Source organism: Sphingobium sp. CR28, from assembly GCF_052327305.1.
In the GTDB taxonomy this organism is placed as follows: domain Bacteria; phylum Pseudomonadota; class Alphaproteobacteria; order Sphingomonadales; family Sphingomonadaceae; genus Sphingobium.
The window spans coordinates 1555611-1571642 of sequence record NZ_CP182486.1; the positions used below are offsets into that span (position 1 = coordinate 1555611).

Below are 16032 nucleotides of genomic sequence, written 5' to 3' on the forward strand. Positions count from 1 at the left end.
ATCGATCAGTTTCACGCGTCCAGCGCCCCAAAACGGGACGGGAAACTATAATCTGGCGTGTTCCCACACCGACTATCGCTGCCGCGCCGCAAGCTGGCACACGCCGATCAGCGCCTGCGCCATCACGGCCTCGGCGACCGCCCGGTCGGTGCGGCTCGCGCGCTCCGCCTCGGCCAGCCGATGGATGGCGCGGCCCAGCGCGGCCGGGCTCCAGTTGACCGGGCCATCATTGCGTCGGCCCAGACCATGCCGCGCCTGATCGAGAGAAACGGCCTGCATGAGCGTCAGCCGCACAAGGCCGGCAAGCGACGCGCCACCCTCCCGCGCGCGGGCGATCTCGTGAGAGGCGGCATCCGCGCGACCGGAGAGAATCACGGCGGCGGATTTGTAGAGCGCATCCTCGCCGCCTTCCGCCGCCAGAGCATCCATTGCATCGGCCGTCACCGTCGCGGGTGTCTGAGGAGACGCATCCAGATAGAGCGCCAGCTTGTCGATCTCGCTCAGCAGCAGCCCGCGCTCGCCATGGCACAAGGCGACCAGCCGACGAGCGAGCTCCGCCGGAAGCGAGAGTCCCTGTTCGCGCGCATGATCGACAGCGATCTGCTCGGCGTTGCGGCCGACCGCGGGCACGCTCTCGATGGCGAGCGCGCGGGCATGCCCCTCGCACAGGGTCAGCAGCTTGCTATTCTTCGCGAGCTTGGCCGCGACGACCACGGCGAGATCGCCGTCCGCTTCCGCACCCAGCAGCCTTTCGACAGCGGCAAGCGCGGGATCGCCCGCGCCCCGCACGCGGATCCACCGTTTGCCGCCGAACATGCCGATGCTCGCGCTCTCGCCCAGCAGCAGCGCGGGATCGTCATTGAGCGCCCCAGCCTCGATGTCGATCCGCTCGGCGTCCGGCCCCATGACGCGAGCGATCTCGCCGCACAGCGCATCGCTGCCGGCAGCATCAGCGCCGTGCAGCAGGATCAGCCGGATCGCGGGATCAAGCCTGACCAGCGCCTTTCGGGCTGCGGCTTCACCTGAAACCTTCACAAGGCGTCGTCAGTCGCTATCCGCGCGATGACCCGGTCCGCGACGATCAGCGCCAAACGCTCAAGCGCGGCATCCTCCGCGGCGACGGTCGCATATTCGCTGCTCACCACGTCGATGCCGGCGTCCCATCCGGTCGTCTCTTCCAGCACGACCTTGTCGGACGCGGTATCGACCAGACTGTAGCGGGCACGCAGCGCGCGCCGCTCACGCGTCACCGTCTCGTCCGGGCGGACACCCAGACCCTGAATGCGATCGTCGAGCGTCACATCGAGCCGGTAGCGCGCTTCGCCCTGCCCCATGGCCGAGAGCCGGTCGTTGAGCGCATTGCGCATCAGCCAGCCTGCCTTGCCCTCAATGGGCGAGACCCGCACGCCGGCGAGCTTCTGCGCCGCCGCGCCGGACATGCCGCCGCTGTAAAGCGGCCGCAGCCCGCATGCCGAGAGACCGGGGAGCGCCGCGAGGCAGAGAAGGGCAGCGGCAAGATGACGCATCACACCACCAGATTGACCAGACGGTCCGGGACCACAATCACTTTCTTCGGCGTCGCGCCATCCAGTTGCCGGGCGACATTGGGCGCGGCGAGCGCGAGAGCCTCCAGCGTCGCCTTGTCCGTGCCCTTGGGAACGGTCAGCGTATCGCGCAGCTTGCCCTGCACCTGCACGGCAATCGTCACTTCATCGTCGACGAGCAGGGCTGGGTCGACCGCCGGCCACATCGCATCGGCGATCAGGCCGTCATTGCCCATTTCGGCCCATGCTTCCTCGGCCAGATGCGGCGTCATCGGTGCGACGAGGAGAGCGAGCGTGCGGATCGCGGTGGCGCGACTTGCCGAAGGGCTCGCCTTCTCGATCGCGTTGGCCAGCTCATAGATCTTCGCCACGGCCTTGTTGAAAGCCAGCGCCTCGATATCCTTGGCGATACCGGCGATGCTCTGATGCAGCTTCCGATCGAGCGCCGCGTCGCTGCCGCTCGCGCCCGTATCGGTCACGGCACCGAACAGACGATAAAGCCGGTTCACGAAGCGCCAGGCACCCTCGATGCCGCTTTCCGTCCAGGGCAGGTCACGCTCGGGCGGCGAGTCGGAGAGCATGAACCAGCGCACCGCATCCGCGCCATAGCGCTCGATGATCTCGTCCGGGTCCACGACGTTCTTCTTCGACTTGGACATCTTCTCGACACGGCCCGCCGTCACCGGCACGCCGCTCTCGATATGGAACCAGTCGTCGCCGGATTTGCGGACTTCCTGTGGGGAGAGCCAGCTTCCGTCGCCCGCTTTGTAGGTTTCGTGCGTCACCATGCCCTGGGTGAAGAGGCCGGTGAACGGCTCCTTCACGGAGAGCTTGCCGATCCGCTCCAGCGCGCGCGTCCAGAAGCGGGCGTAGAGCAGGTGGAGAATCGCATGCTCCACCCCGCCGATATACTGGCCGACCGGCAACCAGCTTTCGGCCTCTTCGCGGTCGAACGGCTTGTCGCCCGGCTGGCTGGCGAAGCGAATGAAGTACCAGCTCGAATCGACGAAGGTATCGAGCGTGTCGGTTTCGCGCCGCGCCGGCTTGCCGCAGGAGGGGCAGTCGACATGCTTCCATGTCGCGTGGCGATCGAGCGGATTGCCCGGAATGTCGAAGCTCACATCCTCGGGCAGGACCACGGGAAGCTGATCCTTGGGGACCGGCACCGCGCCACAGCTCTCGCAATGGATGATCGGGATCGGCGTGCCCCAGTAGCGCTGACGCGAGACGCCCCAGTCGCGCAGCCGCCACACGGTCGTGCCGGTGCCCCAGCTCTCCGCCTCGGCCCGGCGGATCACTTCGGCCTTGGCCGCCTCGACCGCCATACCATCCAGGAAACGTGAGTTTACGAGCTTGCCCGGCCCGACATAGGCCTCATCGTGGATCGGCTTGGTCTCGTCGCCCTCTGCCGCGACGACTCGCTCGACCGGCAGCATATATTTGCGCGCGAAGTCGAGATCGCGCTGGTCGTGCGCGGGCACGCCCATCACGGCGCCGGTGCCATAATCCATCAGCACGAAGTTGGCGATGAACACTGGCAGTTTCCACGCCGGATCGAACGGATGCACCACTTCGTAGCCGGTGTCGAAGCCGAGCTTTTCCGCCGTTTCGAGCTCCGCCGCAGTCGTCCCGCCTGCCTTGCAGCGCGCGATGAAGGCGGCGGCATCGGGGTTGGTTGCGGCCAGATCCTGCGCGATCGGGTGATCCGCCGCGATCGCGACGAAGCTCGCGCCGAAGATCGTGTCCGGCCGGGTCGAGAACACCGCAATGGGTGTGGTCAGGTCGCCTACCGGCGCAAAGCTGAACTGCAGACCCTGCGACTTGCCGATCCAGTTCTCCTGCATCAGCCGCACCTTCTCGGGCCACTGCTCCAGCGTGCCGAGACCGTCGAGCAAATCATCGGCGAAATCGGTAATCCGCAGGAACCACTGGCTGAGCTTCTTCTTCTCGACCAATGCGCCCGATCGCCAGCCGCGCCCGTCGATCACCTGCTCGTTGGCAAGCACGGTCATATCGACCGGGTCCCAGTTGACCGCGCTTTCCTTTCGATAGACGAGGCCCGCCGCGAACAGATCGAGAAAGAGCGCCTGCTCCTGCCCGTAATAGTCCGGCTCGCAAGTGGCGAGTTCCCGGCTCCAGTCGAGCGCGAAGCCAAGCTTCTTCAACTGCGCGCGCATGGAAGCGATGTTCTCGCGCGTCCAGGTGCCCGGATGGACCTTCTTCTCCATCGCCGCATTTTCGGCCGGCATGCCAAAGGCGTCCCAGCCCATCGGGTGGAGCACATCCATGCCCTGCATCCGCCGATAGCGAGCGAGCACGTCGCCCATGGAATAGTTGCGCACATGGCCAATGTGGATGCGCCCGGAGGGATAGGGAAACATCTCCAGCACATAGCTTTTCGGCGCGCCGGGCCGCGTGCCAGCCTTAAAGCTCTGCCGCTCGTCCCACGCCGCCTGCCAACGGGCGTCGGCCGCCATGGGATTGAAACGCCTGTCGTTCATTCAGCAATCATCCGTCATCGCGGCGCGCCCCACGGGCACAGTCCGCATCGCTCACATCAACCCTGGCCGTTAACGGCCATGCGCCGCAGATCGCGTGCGCGGGTCAGGATGATCTCCTCGAGCTTCTGCGTCGTGGCCGCCTGCACCGGCGCCTCGATCCACTGGCCGCCCTGATTGGTCTGACGGCTTGCCGCGACCCGCAGCGCATCGGCGCGCAGATCCTGATCGAGAATTGAGACGGTCAGCTTCATGCGCTCGCCGGGCGACTTGGGGTTGATGTACCAGTCGGTCACGATCACGCCGCCGTTCGAATCGGTCTGCAGCAGCGGCATGAACGAAATGGTCTCAAGCGTTGCCCGCCACAAATAGCTGTTCACGCCGATCGTCGTGACCTTCGACGCGGCGAGATCGGCCTTGGGGCGCGCCTTGCCCCCGCCGCATGCCGCAAGCAGACCGAGCGCGACGACGGGCGCCAGACGGAGCGAAGCACGAATTGCAGCGGAAAAGGACATGAAAGGCTCTCGTTTCTGTGCGCTCTGGCGGAAAATCGAATGCAGCGTTCTATAGTGCAGGGCGCGCCGCACACAAGCCGCAGCGTGCACGCCAGCCCTTGTCGGCACCCCTTAAGCGGCCCATGACGCCTTCATCCGGCCCGGCATCCTTTCACGGGGATGAACAAGCTGTGGACATTTGGCCACAAGGCCAATGATTCTATGCCGGCGCGTAGCGTAAATTCGAAAACAGGTGTTATAAGATCACGAAGGCCGGAGTCGGCCATAATTGAGGAGTGACAAGCGTGCTTGGCGGGGTGGGGCGTATCGGATGGATGGCAGCGGGCCTCGCAGCCTGCGGTCTCGCCTTGTCGCCTGCTGTCAGCGCCGTTCGCTCCGCGCTCGATCCGGCCGGTTTCAGCAAGGTTTCGCTGAAGGCGCTCGGCAGCATCGGCTCCTTTACTCCTGTCATGTCCGACGAGCGACTCGCCAGCGCCTATGCACAGGCGGCCGCCAGCGCGCGCAGCCATGGCTTCAAATTCACGCCGACCAGCGGTCTCACCAGCGGCGAACGGTCGATCACGATCCTCGTTCGTGCACCCGAGGGGCGGATGCGCACTCCGGCTACCCCGCTTCCCAATCTGGGCGTTTCGCCGGTCTCCTATAATCTCGGTGTGACGCGTGGCCTGCAGCGGTTCACGACACCTGACGCGGTCGGCTCACGCGAGCTCGATCCGGTGGTAACCGATCTGGCCGTGCCGGAAGTCCGGTCCTTCTCGATCGAACGCAAGCCAAAGCGCTTCTCGACCAATATGCAGGTTGCTGCTCGCTCGCTGACTGGCACTGCCCCGCAGACGCTTGCGGGCGAAAAGAGCTACGCAGTCGACCTGGCAAGCAGCTACTCCGTGACTCGCAACCTCGATGTCCGCGCGGGTGTGCGCTTCAACGGGCCGAATAATCGCCTCGGTCCGATCACGGACGAGGCGCAGGACAGCCAAGCCGTTTACGTCGGAACTGCCTTCAAGTTCTGATAACTACGGTCTTTCCGGCCCTTTGACCGGACGGCGGCTCTCTCATTTAAAGAAAAGCATATATCGGCCGGTGATGCCGACACTGTTCAGCGCCGGCTGACCAGTCCGTCGATTGCGCCGAATCCTGATGCTCCAAGACGCCGGATCAGCGCCGCATGGCGGGGCGAGACACCGCCAAGCGCCATGACGGGCACGCGCGAACGCCGGGCAATGGCCGCGAATCGGTAGACGCCCAGCCGCTTTACTCCCGGATGGGACCGAGTCGCGAACAGGGGCGACACGAACACAAGATCTGCTCCCGCCCGCTGCGCTGCCCGCAATTCCGCCAGATCATGAGCGGACGCGCTGTGCAGAAGGCCGCGCGAACGCCCGCTCTTTTCTCCCCGAGATCTTGCAAGACCATGCCATCCGTCGGCGCCCCATCGCGCGGCGCGGCCGGGCTTCCCGGCGAGCAGGACCAGAAGGCGCCTCCCCCTGCCCGCGGCCCGAATCTGCACCAGCAGCACGCGCCGCTTGCGGCCGGGCCAGCTATGGTGCCGCAGGATGACGCCTGCGCCGAAGGGCAAGCGCCGCACGGCCCGCAGCAGATCGGCCTCCTTCACGCGCTCATCCGTCATCAGCCATATGCCGGGCACGGCAGAACGGGATTTGGCGTGGCGGCTTGGCATCGCTCTGCGTATAGGCGGCCGCGATGACCAGCGAAACCATCCATGACGCCCGGCTCGACGCAGTCCGCAGCCAGATCGCCCACGCCGCGCGCATCGCCGGACGGCAGCCCGAAGACATCATGCTCGTCGCGGTCTCCAAGACGCGCGATGCCGACGAGATCGCGCCGCTCATCGCCGCGGGCCAAAGGTTGTTCGGAGAAAATCGCGTGCAGGAAGCGCAGGCGAAATGGCCCGCTCTCAAGGCAGCGACGCCGGACCTCTCGCTTCATCTCGTGGGGCAGCTTCAGTCGAACAAGGCGGAGGACGCAGTCGCCCTGTTCGACGCGATTCACTCGGTTGATCGGCCTTCGCTGGTCGCCGCGCTCGCCAAGGCCATGGATTCGCAAGGCCGGCGGCCGGACTGCTTCATTCAGGTCAATATCGGCGATGAGCCGCAAAAGGGCGGCTGCCCGATCACGGATTTGCCTGCCCTGCTTGCACAGGCGCAGGCCGCGGGTCTCCCCATTATCGGGCTGATGGCCGTCCCCCCAGCCGATACCGAGGCCGCACCCTATTTCGCGCTGCTCGCCAAGCTCGCCCGACGCCACGGGCTCGCGGGCCTCTCCATGGGAATGAGCGACGATCTGGAGACGGCGATCATGCTGGGCGCCACGCATGTGCGGGTCGGCACCGCATTGTTCGGCGCAAGGAACGGATGACCGCGCATCTCATGCTGCCCTTTCCCAAGGCCATCATCTTCGATTTCGACGGCGTCATCGGCGACAGTGAACTGCTCTCCGCCCGTGCATTCAGCGAGGCGCTAACCGGAGCGGGCTGCCCGACGAGCCAGGAGGAGGCCATTGCGCGCTACACCGGCCTTTCCCGGCCGGACACGCTAGCGGCCATCGCATCCCATTGGGGAGAACGCTGCCCCGCTGATCTCGACCGGCTGCTTTCCGACACGGCGGACCGACACTTCGCGGCGGGCGTGCCCGCGATCGAGGGCGCAATCCCCTTCATTACGCGGACAGTCGCGCATCTGCCCAAGGCGATCGGATCGTCGAGTACGCTCGCCTATCTCGATACGCATGTCGACGCGCTTGGCCTGCGCCCGTCTTTCGGCCGTCATGTCTATAGCGGCCGGGAGCATGTGACGCGCGGCAAGCCGCACCCGGACATCTATCTCCATGCCGCCGCGCAGCTTGGGACTCCTGCCGGCGAGGTGCTCATCATCGAGGATTCGCCTGTCGGCGCGCGAGCGGCCGTCGCGGCGGGTGCCCGTGTCATCGGTCTCGCTGCCGCCGGGCATTGCACGCCGGACATGACCGACGCGCTACGCGCCGTAGGCGTGGAGACCGTGGCGGAGAGCTATGACGCGCTCATCCGCCACCTTGGCCTCTGATCCGCCCTTTAGAAGCGTCCGCGCAGCGTCACGCCATAGGTGCGCGGCTCCGCCAGATAAGCGGAGAAGAGCTGGTTCGACATGGTCCCGAACCGGCCGAGTTGCGCGATCGATTGAGTATTCGGGCTTGAGCTCTGCAACGGGCTGTTGAAGCCGACCTGAGTATATTTCTCGTTGAAGATGTTCTGGCCCCAGAGCTCGATTGCCCAGCGCTGGCCCGGCCCGCGCAGGCCGATACGAGCGTTGGTCACCATGAAACCGTCCTGTTCCTTCTCGGGATAGAGATCGGAACCGGTGTTCAGGTCGCTCGTCATGCGCGTGTCGACGTAGAAGAGGGCCGACAGCCCGCTGGAACCGATATCGGGCGTCCAGGAGGCGCTCGCCGTCGTCACCAGTTGCGGCGCGTTGCTGTTGTCATTGCCCGGCAGCAGGAACAACGCCGGATCGAGCGGAACGGCGCCATTCTCCGAGCCGACCAGACGGTTGGCGAAGCGTGCCCGCGCATAGGTCATGCCGCCGTTGACGCGGAAATTGCGCACGGGGCTGACGTTGAACTCGAGCTCCACGCCTTGGCTGACGAGGCCGGGCTTGGTGTCGGTGCACGTCCCGTTAGCTGCAACCGCGCTGCTGCAGCCATTGATGTTCTGAACGACGAAGCTCGTACCGTTGAAAGTGTTGAGCTGAAAGTTCGAAAACTCCTGCCGGAATGCGGCGAGATTGAAGCCCCAATGACGCTGGTTGAGCTTGAAGCCGATCTCGAACGCGTCGACCGTTTCCGCGCCGAAGCGCAGCGTCGCGGCATCGGCATTTGTGCGCGGCGAGAAATAGGGGACTGGTGACACGCCCGAGGCGAGACCAGCCGCCGGTATGCCCGTGCCGCCCAACTCGAACCGGTCGAGATTATAGCCGCCCGCCTTATAGCCACGCGAATAGCTGCCGTAGAGCAGCGTATCGTCGGTCGGCTTGTAGGAAAGCACAGCGGTGCCGGAGAACTCGCCCTGGCTGAAGTCGTCACGCAGGTTGAGCGCGTTAAGCGCCGGACTTGCATTGCCCAGGCACCCCAGCGTCAGGATGCCCTGCGCTAGCGTTGCGGCGGAACCCAGCTGAGGATTGACGGCGATGCCGGGCAGACCAGCGAGCCCTCCCGCCTGCAAGGCGGCGCATGTCGCGTTGTTGTTGTTAAGCGCGGCGCGGAAATCCTTGCTCTCATGCGTGTAACGCAGGCCCAGCGTCAGGTCGAGGCGGTTGGTCAGATGCACGATATTGTGCGTGAACAGCGCCCAGTTCTCGCTCTTCTGGAAATAGCGGCTGTTCGTGTCTCCCGCGCCCGTCGGGATCGCGGTGAGCGCCCGCAGGCCATTGCCAAGCCCCGTCGAGATCGCGCCGGCCTGTCCGGCCGCGGCAGTGGGGGAAAGACCCGCGTTGATGAGCGCCGCCGTAAGGCCCGCGTTGAGCGTGGTCTGCGTGCCGGCGATCAGCGTGGGCGTGACTGCAGGATTGCCGCACGCCTGGGCCTGAGCCGCCGTCAGATTGGCCGTCGGACTGGCACCCGCCATCAAGCGACAAGCCGCGAACCGGCCATAATCGGCGCCGAAGCGGATATTGTCGCGCAGCGTCAGCTTCTCGTGCGCGTAATAGCCGCCGATCAGCCAGTCGAGCTTGTCCTCAAAGGCCGAGCCCTGCAGGCGAAGCTCCTGGGTGAAGGTACGGAACTGCCGGTAGGTGTTCGGATCGCGATAGAGAAGGTCGGCAGTATTATAGTCATAATCGCCGGAATCGGAGGACTTATAGTCGCGATAGGCAGTGATCGAGGTCAGCTTCGCGCCGCCGAAATCATAGTTGAGCTCGCCCGATACACCCCAGTCATCAAGATTGCTGATATAATCGCGGCCCTGCGTGTAGGAGACATTCCGCTGATAGGGATCCTGCGCATAGGGGCTCGCGCCATTGGGAAAGCGCCCGCCGAGCCCCTGAAGGATCGAAACGATCCGGTTCGTGGGGTTGGTCGTGTAGTTGCTCGGGCTGGTGCCGGCTTCTTCGCCCGTGCTGATATAGACAGCGGCGCAGCAGCTCTCGCGACGGCGGGTATAGTCGCCGATCAGTCGGAAGGAGACCGCGTCGGTCGGTTCGAAAAGCAACTGTCCCCGCACGAACCAGCGATTGCGATCGTTGACGTCGCCGGTCTTATTACCGCTCGCGTCCACGACATTCAGGAAGCCGTCGCGCCGGGAATAGACAGCGTCGATACTGGCCGCGAGAGTATCGGTGATGGGACCGGTGATACGGCCCGCCGCGCGCCAGAAATCGTAATTTCCGTAAGTAAGCTCGCCACTGGCATGAAGCTGGAACTCGGGCGCCTTGCTCACGATGTTCAGAAGGCCAGCGGAGGCGTTGCGGCCGAAGAGCGTGCCCTGCGGACCACGTAGCACCTCGACTCGTTCGATCTCACCCAGCTCGTTGAGGCCAGCGCCGGTGCGCGAGCGATAGACGCCGTCGATGAAGACCGCCACGGAGCTCTCAAGCCCCGGATTGTCACCCACAGTGCCGACGCCGCGAATGCGGGCCGCGCCGTTCGCTTCCGACCCCGTCGACGAAACGAGCAGCGACGGCGCAAGCTGGTTGAGCTGGCGAATGTCATTGGCACCGCTGTTCTGCAGGGACTGAGCCGTGACCGCCGATACCGCAATCGGCACATCCGAAAGCGGACTGGCGCGACGGGTCGCCGTGACGATAATCTCGCCCGCGCTCACATCGTCAGTTTCTTGGGCTGCCTGGTCGGGCGCACCCTCCTGGGCATGTAGTGGCATGGCAATGAAGGCGCCTGCCATGGCAAGCAGGCTGGCGGTGGTGTTGCAACGCGGACGACGCATGGGCATGTCCTCTCCTGGGCGTTTTTCAGGACGGCTTTTGCCGTTCCCCCGGCATACATAAGCCATGCCGATTCTCACTGGCAATCTCCATATTAGCACGAGCCGCCCGATACTGTTGCCGATCTGCAACAGCCTTATTGCCGGACGCTACGGCCGGCAGGCAGCGCAAAACGCAGGAGGCGCCCTTCAATCGGCATGAGGATTTGCGCCCCATTGGTAAATAAACCGGTAATGACCGGATGCCGGGCATCCAGTCCCCCTGTAAAAGCACCAAAGGCAGGAAGAATCAGGCGATTGCCGCCCAGCACGAAGCACCGGCGGGAAATGGACCGCCCGCGCAGCCTCACGCGCCATTTGGGATGGAAATGGCCGGAGATTTCCGGCGCGGTTTCGGCGCGGCCCGCTTCGTGGCGCAGGAGGATGCCGTCGAGCCGCACTTCGCTCGCCACTTCTCCCACCGCGAGGGATCGCGGCACTGTGTCATGATTGCCCACGATCCACGTCCAAGACCGCCCGCGCATCAACTGCTCGAGCTGGGCGCGCGCGGATGCGTCGAGCCGCGCGGGGCCATCCTCATCGTGAAAGCTGTCGCCAAGGCACCAGATTTCCGTTGGATCCGTGAGGCGCACCAGCCGGTCCACGGCAGCGAGCGTCGCGTCGCTGTCATAGGGGGGAAGCATCTGCCCTCTCCGTGCGAACCAGCTGGCTTTCTCCAGATGCAGGTCCGCCAGGAGAAGCGCGCGGCGCGCCGGCCAGTAAAGTCCGCCGTCGGGCAGAGGCACGAAGACATGGCCGTGGAAGGAAAATTCAGCGGGACACTCCATGGCTTGGCCTATGGCGATGTGTACGCGCCCTTTCAACAAGGTGCGTTTTCGGCATAGAGGCGCCGCATGACGGCAACCGCCACAATCCAGTCCCCGCGAGTCGCAATCGCGGCCTTTTATCGCTTCGTCGCCATCGCCGATCCAGGCGCACTCGCCGGCGAGATCCGCGCAATCGGCAGTGAGGGAACGGTCAAAGGCACGATCATCGTGGCCTATGAAGGTTTCAACGGCACGATCGCGGGCGATCCCGCCGCAGTCGAGGCCGTGCTCGATCGCCTGCGGGCAGTACCCAATGCGGGCGATTTTCGCGTAACGCGCCACCAGTCAGGCGCCGTTCCCTTCCTGAGATGGAAAGTGAAAGTGAAGCGCGAGATCGTCACCATGGGCCATGGCGATCTCGACCCGGCGCGCAATGCGGGCAAGCATGTCGCACCTGCTGACTGGAACGCCCTGATCGCCCAGGACGACGTCGTCCTCATTGACACGCGCAATGCCTATGAAGTGGGCATCGGCAGCTTCGAGAACGCGCTCGACCCCGGTACGCGCGCATTCGGTGAGTTTCCCGCCTGGTTCGACGCGCAGGCGGAACAGTGGCAGGCGGAAGGGCGCACGCCGCGCATTGCCATGTTCTGCACCGGCGGCATTCGCTGCGAGAAGTCCACCGCTTACGCCCGCTCCCGGGGCTTCGAGGAGGTCTATCATCTCAAGGGCGGCATCCTCGCCTATCTTGACGAGGTGCCCAAGGCGGACAGCCGCTGGAAAGGCAATTGCTTCATCTTCGACGAGCGCGTGTCCCTCGACCATTCGCTGGATGCGGCGACCGTGCCGCTTTGCCCGACATGCGGGCAGCCCGCGTCAGCCGCCGCCGGAGCGTGCGCGGACCACCGCTCAGCGGCTGGCGAGTCGCCCGCGGCCTAAAGCGCCCTCGCTGCGCGGAATCACGAAGTTCACCTCGCGCCGGCCGAAGTCGATCGCGATGCGATCGAACATGCGCAGCATCTCCATGCCCAGGAGCATGGCGGGGCGCTTGCCAAGGCCAAGCTCGATGAACGGGGCGGCGTCCACAAAGACCATCGGCACGTTGCTGAGTGTGACGGAGCCCACAGTGATCCGCTTGACGACGCTATATTGCGCGACGATCGTCTCGCCAGTGACGCTGGTCAGCTCCACGGGTGACGGGGGAATAACGAGGCGGCTGGCCTTCATCTTCGCGAACAGCGCGAGATTGCCCACGCTCACTTGCGCGCCGGTGTCCAGGATCACGCTGACTCTTTGGCCCTCAACGCGCGAATCGACGAGGATGAGCTGCCCAAGGCGAGAGCGCGCACGCACCACGATGAGATCGCCGATCTGCTTGCTCCGCTCCGGACCGGCACTGTCCGTCACCCGCAGTTCCCGTGCCCGGAAATCGAGCGTGACCTTCTTGTCCTGCAGACCATCCAGTCCGATGAGGCCGACGCTCCCAAGATTCGCGCGCTCCAGCGTCAGGGCATCGACCCCGCGCACTTCCTCCGTGCCAAAGCTGAGATGGGGGACCTCAACCGTGTCGACTGTCGCCCGGCCGGACATCGCGACGATGCTGACGGGCCCGCGCGGCGCGAGCGCGAGTTGCCTCGCCAGTTCGGTCGAAACGATCGTCCGGTGCGAGCCGGTATCGATGATGAAAGGATAAGGCCCGGCCCCCCCGACATGAACGGGAAGGGTCATGCGATCGGCAACATCCACGCCGAGGCTGACGGCACGGGCCGGATCATTCGCCGGCGGTGTCGCGACAGCATCCTGGGCCGGCACCGAGGGTTCACCAGGCAGCGATGCAGCGGGGACAATCGCTTGAGGTGCCGTTCCTTCGAGCGGGGAGGTGGTTGCCCATGCCGTTAACGGGCTCAGCGCAAGGGCAAGCGACGTCATCGCTGCTGCCACGCGCACATTGTCGAGACCGCGCATCCGCCTCTCCTCCTGGCCAATCATACCACGCGGCGGAGCGGCCGCCAATCGCGATCAGTCGCGCGCCATCGCCACGCTTGCCAGCGCTTCGGCCTCGATCAGCAGGCTGTCGTCGGTCTGGTTCTGGGCGACATGCTCCCGCCCGATCATGATGAGGACCGGCACGGCGAGCGGACTGACCCGTGGCAGCTGCTTATGGACCATGGTGCTCACCGCGCGGTCGACAAGATCGCCCAGACGCCCGACATCGGTCATCCGCGCCCTCGCGTCCGCCCAAGCCGCCTTGAGCAGCAGATGATCGGGCTCGTAACGGCGCAACACGTCGTAGATGAGATCCGTGGAGAAGCTCACTTGCCGGCCCGTCTTGCGCTTGCCGGGCTGCTGCCGCTCGATGAGGCCGGAAATGACGGCGACGTCCCGGAAGGCGCGCTTGAGCAGGCTCGATTCCTCGACCCAGGCGACAAACTCTTCGTCCAGTATGTCCGCCGAGAAGAGCGGGCGCGGATCGTCGATCGGTTCGAGCCCGTAGAGCGCAAGCGCATAGTCGTTCGAGACGAAGCCGACGGGCTTGAGGCCGCGCTCTTCCATGCGGCGCGTGAGCAGCATGCCGAGCGACTGATGCGCGTTCCAGCCCTCGAAGCTGTAGACGACCATATGGTGCAGCCCCTCGTGCGGGAAGGTCTCGACGAGAAGCTGATCCGGACGAGGAAGGACGGAGCGCAACTGCTGCATCTCCAGCCATTCACGCACGTCCGGGGGGAAACGGTGCCACTCCTGCGGCGCCGCGAGGAAACGGCGCACTTTGTCGGCCAGATGCGTCGACATCGCCATGCGGGTGCCGCCCCAATGCGGGATGCGCGCGGGGCGCGCGGATGCCCGCACGATGAGCGAAGAGTCGTCCTGCCGCTGCACTTCCAGCGACATGCCGGCGAAGAAGAACGTGTCCCCGGGCATGAGGGTGGCGGCGAAACCCTCCTCTACCGTGCCCAGCTTGCGTCCGTTGCCGAACCGCACATCCAGCGCGGGCTGATCGACGATGATGCCGGCGTTGAGCCTGTGCTGCTGGGCAAAGCGGGGGTGCGCAAGCCGCCACAGTCCGTCCCGGCCCTCCGCCAGTCGCTGGAACCGGTCATAGGCTTTGAGGGCATAGCCGCCGTTCGCGATGAAACGGAGTGTCGCCTCCAGCGCCTCGCGATCGAGCCATTCATAAGGTGTCGCGGACTGCAGCTCCGGCAGAAGTCCCTCGGGATCGATCGGACCGGTGCAGGCCAGACCCATGATGTGCTGGGCAAGCACATCCCGCGCGCCGGGGCGGAAGATCTCCGTGTCGCGCTCGCCCGCCATCACTGCATCATAGGCCGCCTGCGCTTCGAGATATTCGAAGCGATTGCCCGGAATGAGGACGGCGCGGCTGGGCTCATCCAACCGATGATTGGCCCGGCCGATGCGCTGAAGCAGACGCGAGCTGCCCTTGGGGGCGCCCATCTGAATGACGCAATCCACTTCGCCCCAATCAATGCCGAGATCGAGGCTGGCCGTGGCAACGAGTCCGCGCAGACGCCCCGTCGCCATGGCGCTTTCCACCTTGCGCCGTGCCTCGCGGCTGAGGCTGCCATGATGAATGCCGATCGGGAGATTATCGTCATTCTCCGACCAGAGTTCCTGAAAGATCAGTTCCGCGAGGCTGCGCGTATTACAGAAGACCAAAGTCAGCCGATTCGCGGCGATAAGGTCAATCACCTGCCGGGCCGCATAAAGCCCACTATGCCCCGACCACGGCACGCGGCCCTGAGGAATGAAAATCGAGAGATCAGGAAGCGGACCCGGCTCGCCCTCGACCAGTGCCACGCTGGAGGCAACACCGCCCGGCGCAAGCCAGCGTCGATAGAGATCGGCATCCGCCACAGTGGCCGAGAGCGCGACTCGCCGCATGGAAGGACTGATGGTCTGCAGCCGCGAGAGGGCGAGGCTGAGCAGATCGCCGCGCTTGCCCGAGGCGAACGCGTGAACCTCGTCAATCACCACGGTCGTGAGATCCGAGAACAGCAGCGCGCTGTCCTCATGCGAGAGGAGCAGCGACAGCGACTCAGGCGTGGTGAGGAGAATATCGGGCGGGCGGGAACGCTGGCGAGCCTTGCGATCCGATGGGGTGTCGCCGCTTCGGGTCTCGACGGTGATTGGCAGGTCCATCTCGGCAATGGGGCCAAGCAGGTTGCGCTGCACATCGACGGCCAGCGCTTTTAGCGGCGAGATATAGAGTGTGTGGAGGCGAGTGGACTGACCGGATCGGTGCCGCTCAATCAGATCAGCAAGGGACGGAAGAAAACCGGCGAGCGTCTTGCCCGCCCCCGTCGGTGCAATGAGCAGGGCATGGTCGCCGCGCTCCGCTGCCGCCAGCATCTCAAGCTGATGCCGCCGGGGAGCCCAACCGCGAGCGGCAAACCATTTTTGGATGGGCGCGGGGAGCGGGGCCATGTCAGGCGGATGTGGGCCATTCAAAATGGCGAATCAAGCACGCGAGGGCGACTGAGCAGTCAAACTCCTGGCTTCTCTTCCCTTGCCTTGTCTTCGCGGTCCAGATCGTCGCGCAATGTCTTGGTGGCCTGATCGAGTCGCGCTTCTTCGCGCGGGCTTGGTTGACGACGGCGGATAAGCACATAGGCAAGAACCGCGAGCAGAAGCACCGGCCCCAGAACCGTAACCAAAGTCCACAAACCACCCATATCCACCTCCATCGCCTCGAGGAGACAACGGTTAAAAGGGAAATGGGTTCAAGCC

Annotated in this window: 14 protein-coding genes; 4 read left to right on the forward strand and 10 right to left on the reverse strand. The window is 65.0% G+C overall.

The genetic code is table 11. The annotated features are described in order from the left end of the window. Positions 1–72: 72 nt before the first annotated feature. From ACNAOH_RS07380 to ACNAOH_RS07395, 4 genes are read right to left on the reverse strand one after another with little or no spacing between them, the layout of a single operon-like run. Entirely contained in the window at positions 73–1035 is a 963-nt protein-coding gene (locus ACNAOH_RS07380; protein WP_443969553.1) for a DNA polymerase III subunit delta, read from the reverse strand. Continuing rightward, positions 1032–1526 carry an LPS assembly lipoprotein LptE gene (gene lptE, locus ACNAOH_RS07385; protein ID WP_443969554.1) on the reverse strand — a complete coding sequence of 165 codons (495 nt, stop codon included), beginning with the start codon at positions 1524–1526 and terminating at the stop codon, positions 1032–1034. Before lptE ends, ACNAOH_RS07380 begins: the two co-directional genes overlap by 4 nt. After that, the gene (gene leuS / locus ACNAOH_RS07390; protein ID WP_443969555.1) at positions 1526–4045 is read right to left on the reverse strand and encodes a leucine--tRNA ligase; all 2520 of its coding nucleotides are present in this window, start codon (positions 4043–4045) and stop codon (positions 1526–1528) included. The genes lptE and leuS overlap by 1 nt, the downstream gene beginning before the upstream one ends. A gap of 56 nt (positions 4046–4101) precedes the next feature. Next, positions 4102–4557, reverse strand: coding sequence for a DUF3576 domain-containing protein (locus ACNAOH_RS07395; protein WP_443969556.1), 456 nt, complete (start codon positions 4555–4557; stop codon positions 4102–4104). Between the two features lie 275 nt (positions 4558–4832). Here ACNAOH_RS07395 and ACNAOH_RS07400 point away from each other — a divergent pair, with 275 nt between their 5' ends. Beyond that, a complete protein-coding gene (locus ACNAOH_RS07400; RefSeq protein WP_443969557.1) occupies positions 4833–5567 on the forward strand; it encodes a hypothetical protein in 735 nt (244 codons plus the stop codon). An 86-nt stretch (positions 5568–5653) separates the two neighbouring features. Here ACNAOH_RS07400 and ACNAOH_RS07405 read toward each other — a convergent pair whose 3' ends face one another. Continuing rightward, positions 5654–6235 carry a thiamine phosphate synthase gene (locus ACNAOH_RS07405; RefSeq protein WP_443969558.1) on the reverse strand — a complete coding sequence of 194 codons (582 nt, stop codon included), beginning with the start codon at positions 6233–6235 and terminating at the stop codon, positions 5654–5656. A gap of 23 nt (positions 6236–6258) precedes the next feature. On the opposite strand from ACNAOH_RS07405, the gene ACNAOH_RS07410 reads away from it, so the two are divergent. Next, positions 6259–6933: a YggS family pyridoxal phosphate-dependent enzyme gene (locus ACNAOH_RS07410; RefSeq protein WP_443969559.1), complete on the forward strand. Its 675-nt coding sequence runs from the start codon at positions 6259–6261 to the stop codon at positions 6931–6933. Next, positions 6930–7616 carry an HAD family hydrolase gene (locus ACNAOH_RS07415; RefSeq protein ID WP_443969560.1) on the forward strand — a complete coding sequence of 229 codons (687 nt, stop codon included), beginning with the start codon at positions 6930–6932 and terminating at the stop codon, positions 7614–7616. The genes ACNAOH_RS07410 and ACNAOH_RS07415 overlap by 4 nt, the downstream gene beginning before the upstream one ends. Positions 7617–7624: 8 nt before the next feature. Here ACNAOH_RS07415 and ACNAOH_RS07420 read toward each other — a convergent pair whose 3' ends face one another. After that, positions 7625–10492, reverse strand: coding sequence for a TonB-dependent receptor (locus ACNAOH_RS07420; RefSeq protein ID WP_443969561.1), 2868 nt, complete (start codon positions 10490–10492; stop codon positions 7625–7627). A 128-nt stretch (positions 10493–10620) separates the two neighbouring features. Further along, the gene (gene pdeM, locus ACNAOH_RS07425; protein WP_443969562.1) at positions 10621–11310 is read right to left on the reverse strand and encodes a ligase-associated DNA damage response endonuclease PdeM; all 690 of its coding nucleotides are present in this window, start codon (positions 11308–11310) and stop codon (positions 10621–10623) included. A gap of 66 nt (positions 11311–11376) precedes the next feature. Here pdeM and trhO point away from each other — a divergent pair, with 66 nt between their 5' ends. After that, a complete protein-coding gene (trhO, locus tag ACNAOH_RS07430) occupies positions 11377–12228 on the forward strand; it encodes an oxygen-dependent tRNA uridine(34) hydroxylase TrhO (protein ID WP_443969563.1) in 852 nt (283 codons plus the stop codon). Here the strand turns inward: trhO and ACNAOH_RS07435 are convergent. Genes ACNAOH_RS07435 through ACNAOH_RS07445 form a run of 3 tightly spaced genes read right to left on the reverse strand, consistent with a single transcriptional unit; the run spans position 12199 to position 15977 of the window. Continuing rightward, complete coding sequence (locus tag ACNAOH_RS07435) at positions 12199–13254, reverse strand: aspartyl protease family protein (protein ID WP_443969564.1); 1056 nt, start codon at positions 13252–13254, stop codon at positions 12199–12201. The two genes, trhO and ACNAOH_RS07435, sit on opposite strands and share 30 nt — an antisense overlap. Before the next feature lie 54 nt (positions 13255–13308). Further along, on the reverse strand, positions 13309–15729 hold the full coding sequence (locus ACNAOH_RS07440) for a ligase-associated DNA damage response DEXH box helicase (protein ID WP_443969565.1): 2421 nt from the start codon (positions 15727–15729) through the stop codon (positions 13309–13311). A 59-nt stretch (positions 15730–15788) separates the two neighbouring features. Continuing rightward, positions 15789–15977: a hypothetical protein gene (locus ACNAOH_RS07445; protein WP_443969566.1), complete on the reverse strand. Its 189-nt coding sequence runs from the start codon at positions 15975–15977 to the stop codon at positions 15789–15791. Between the last annotated feature and the right edge of the window lie 55 nt (positions 15978–16032).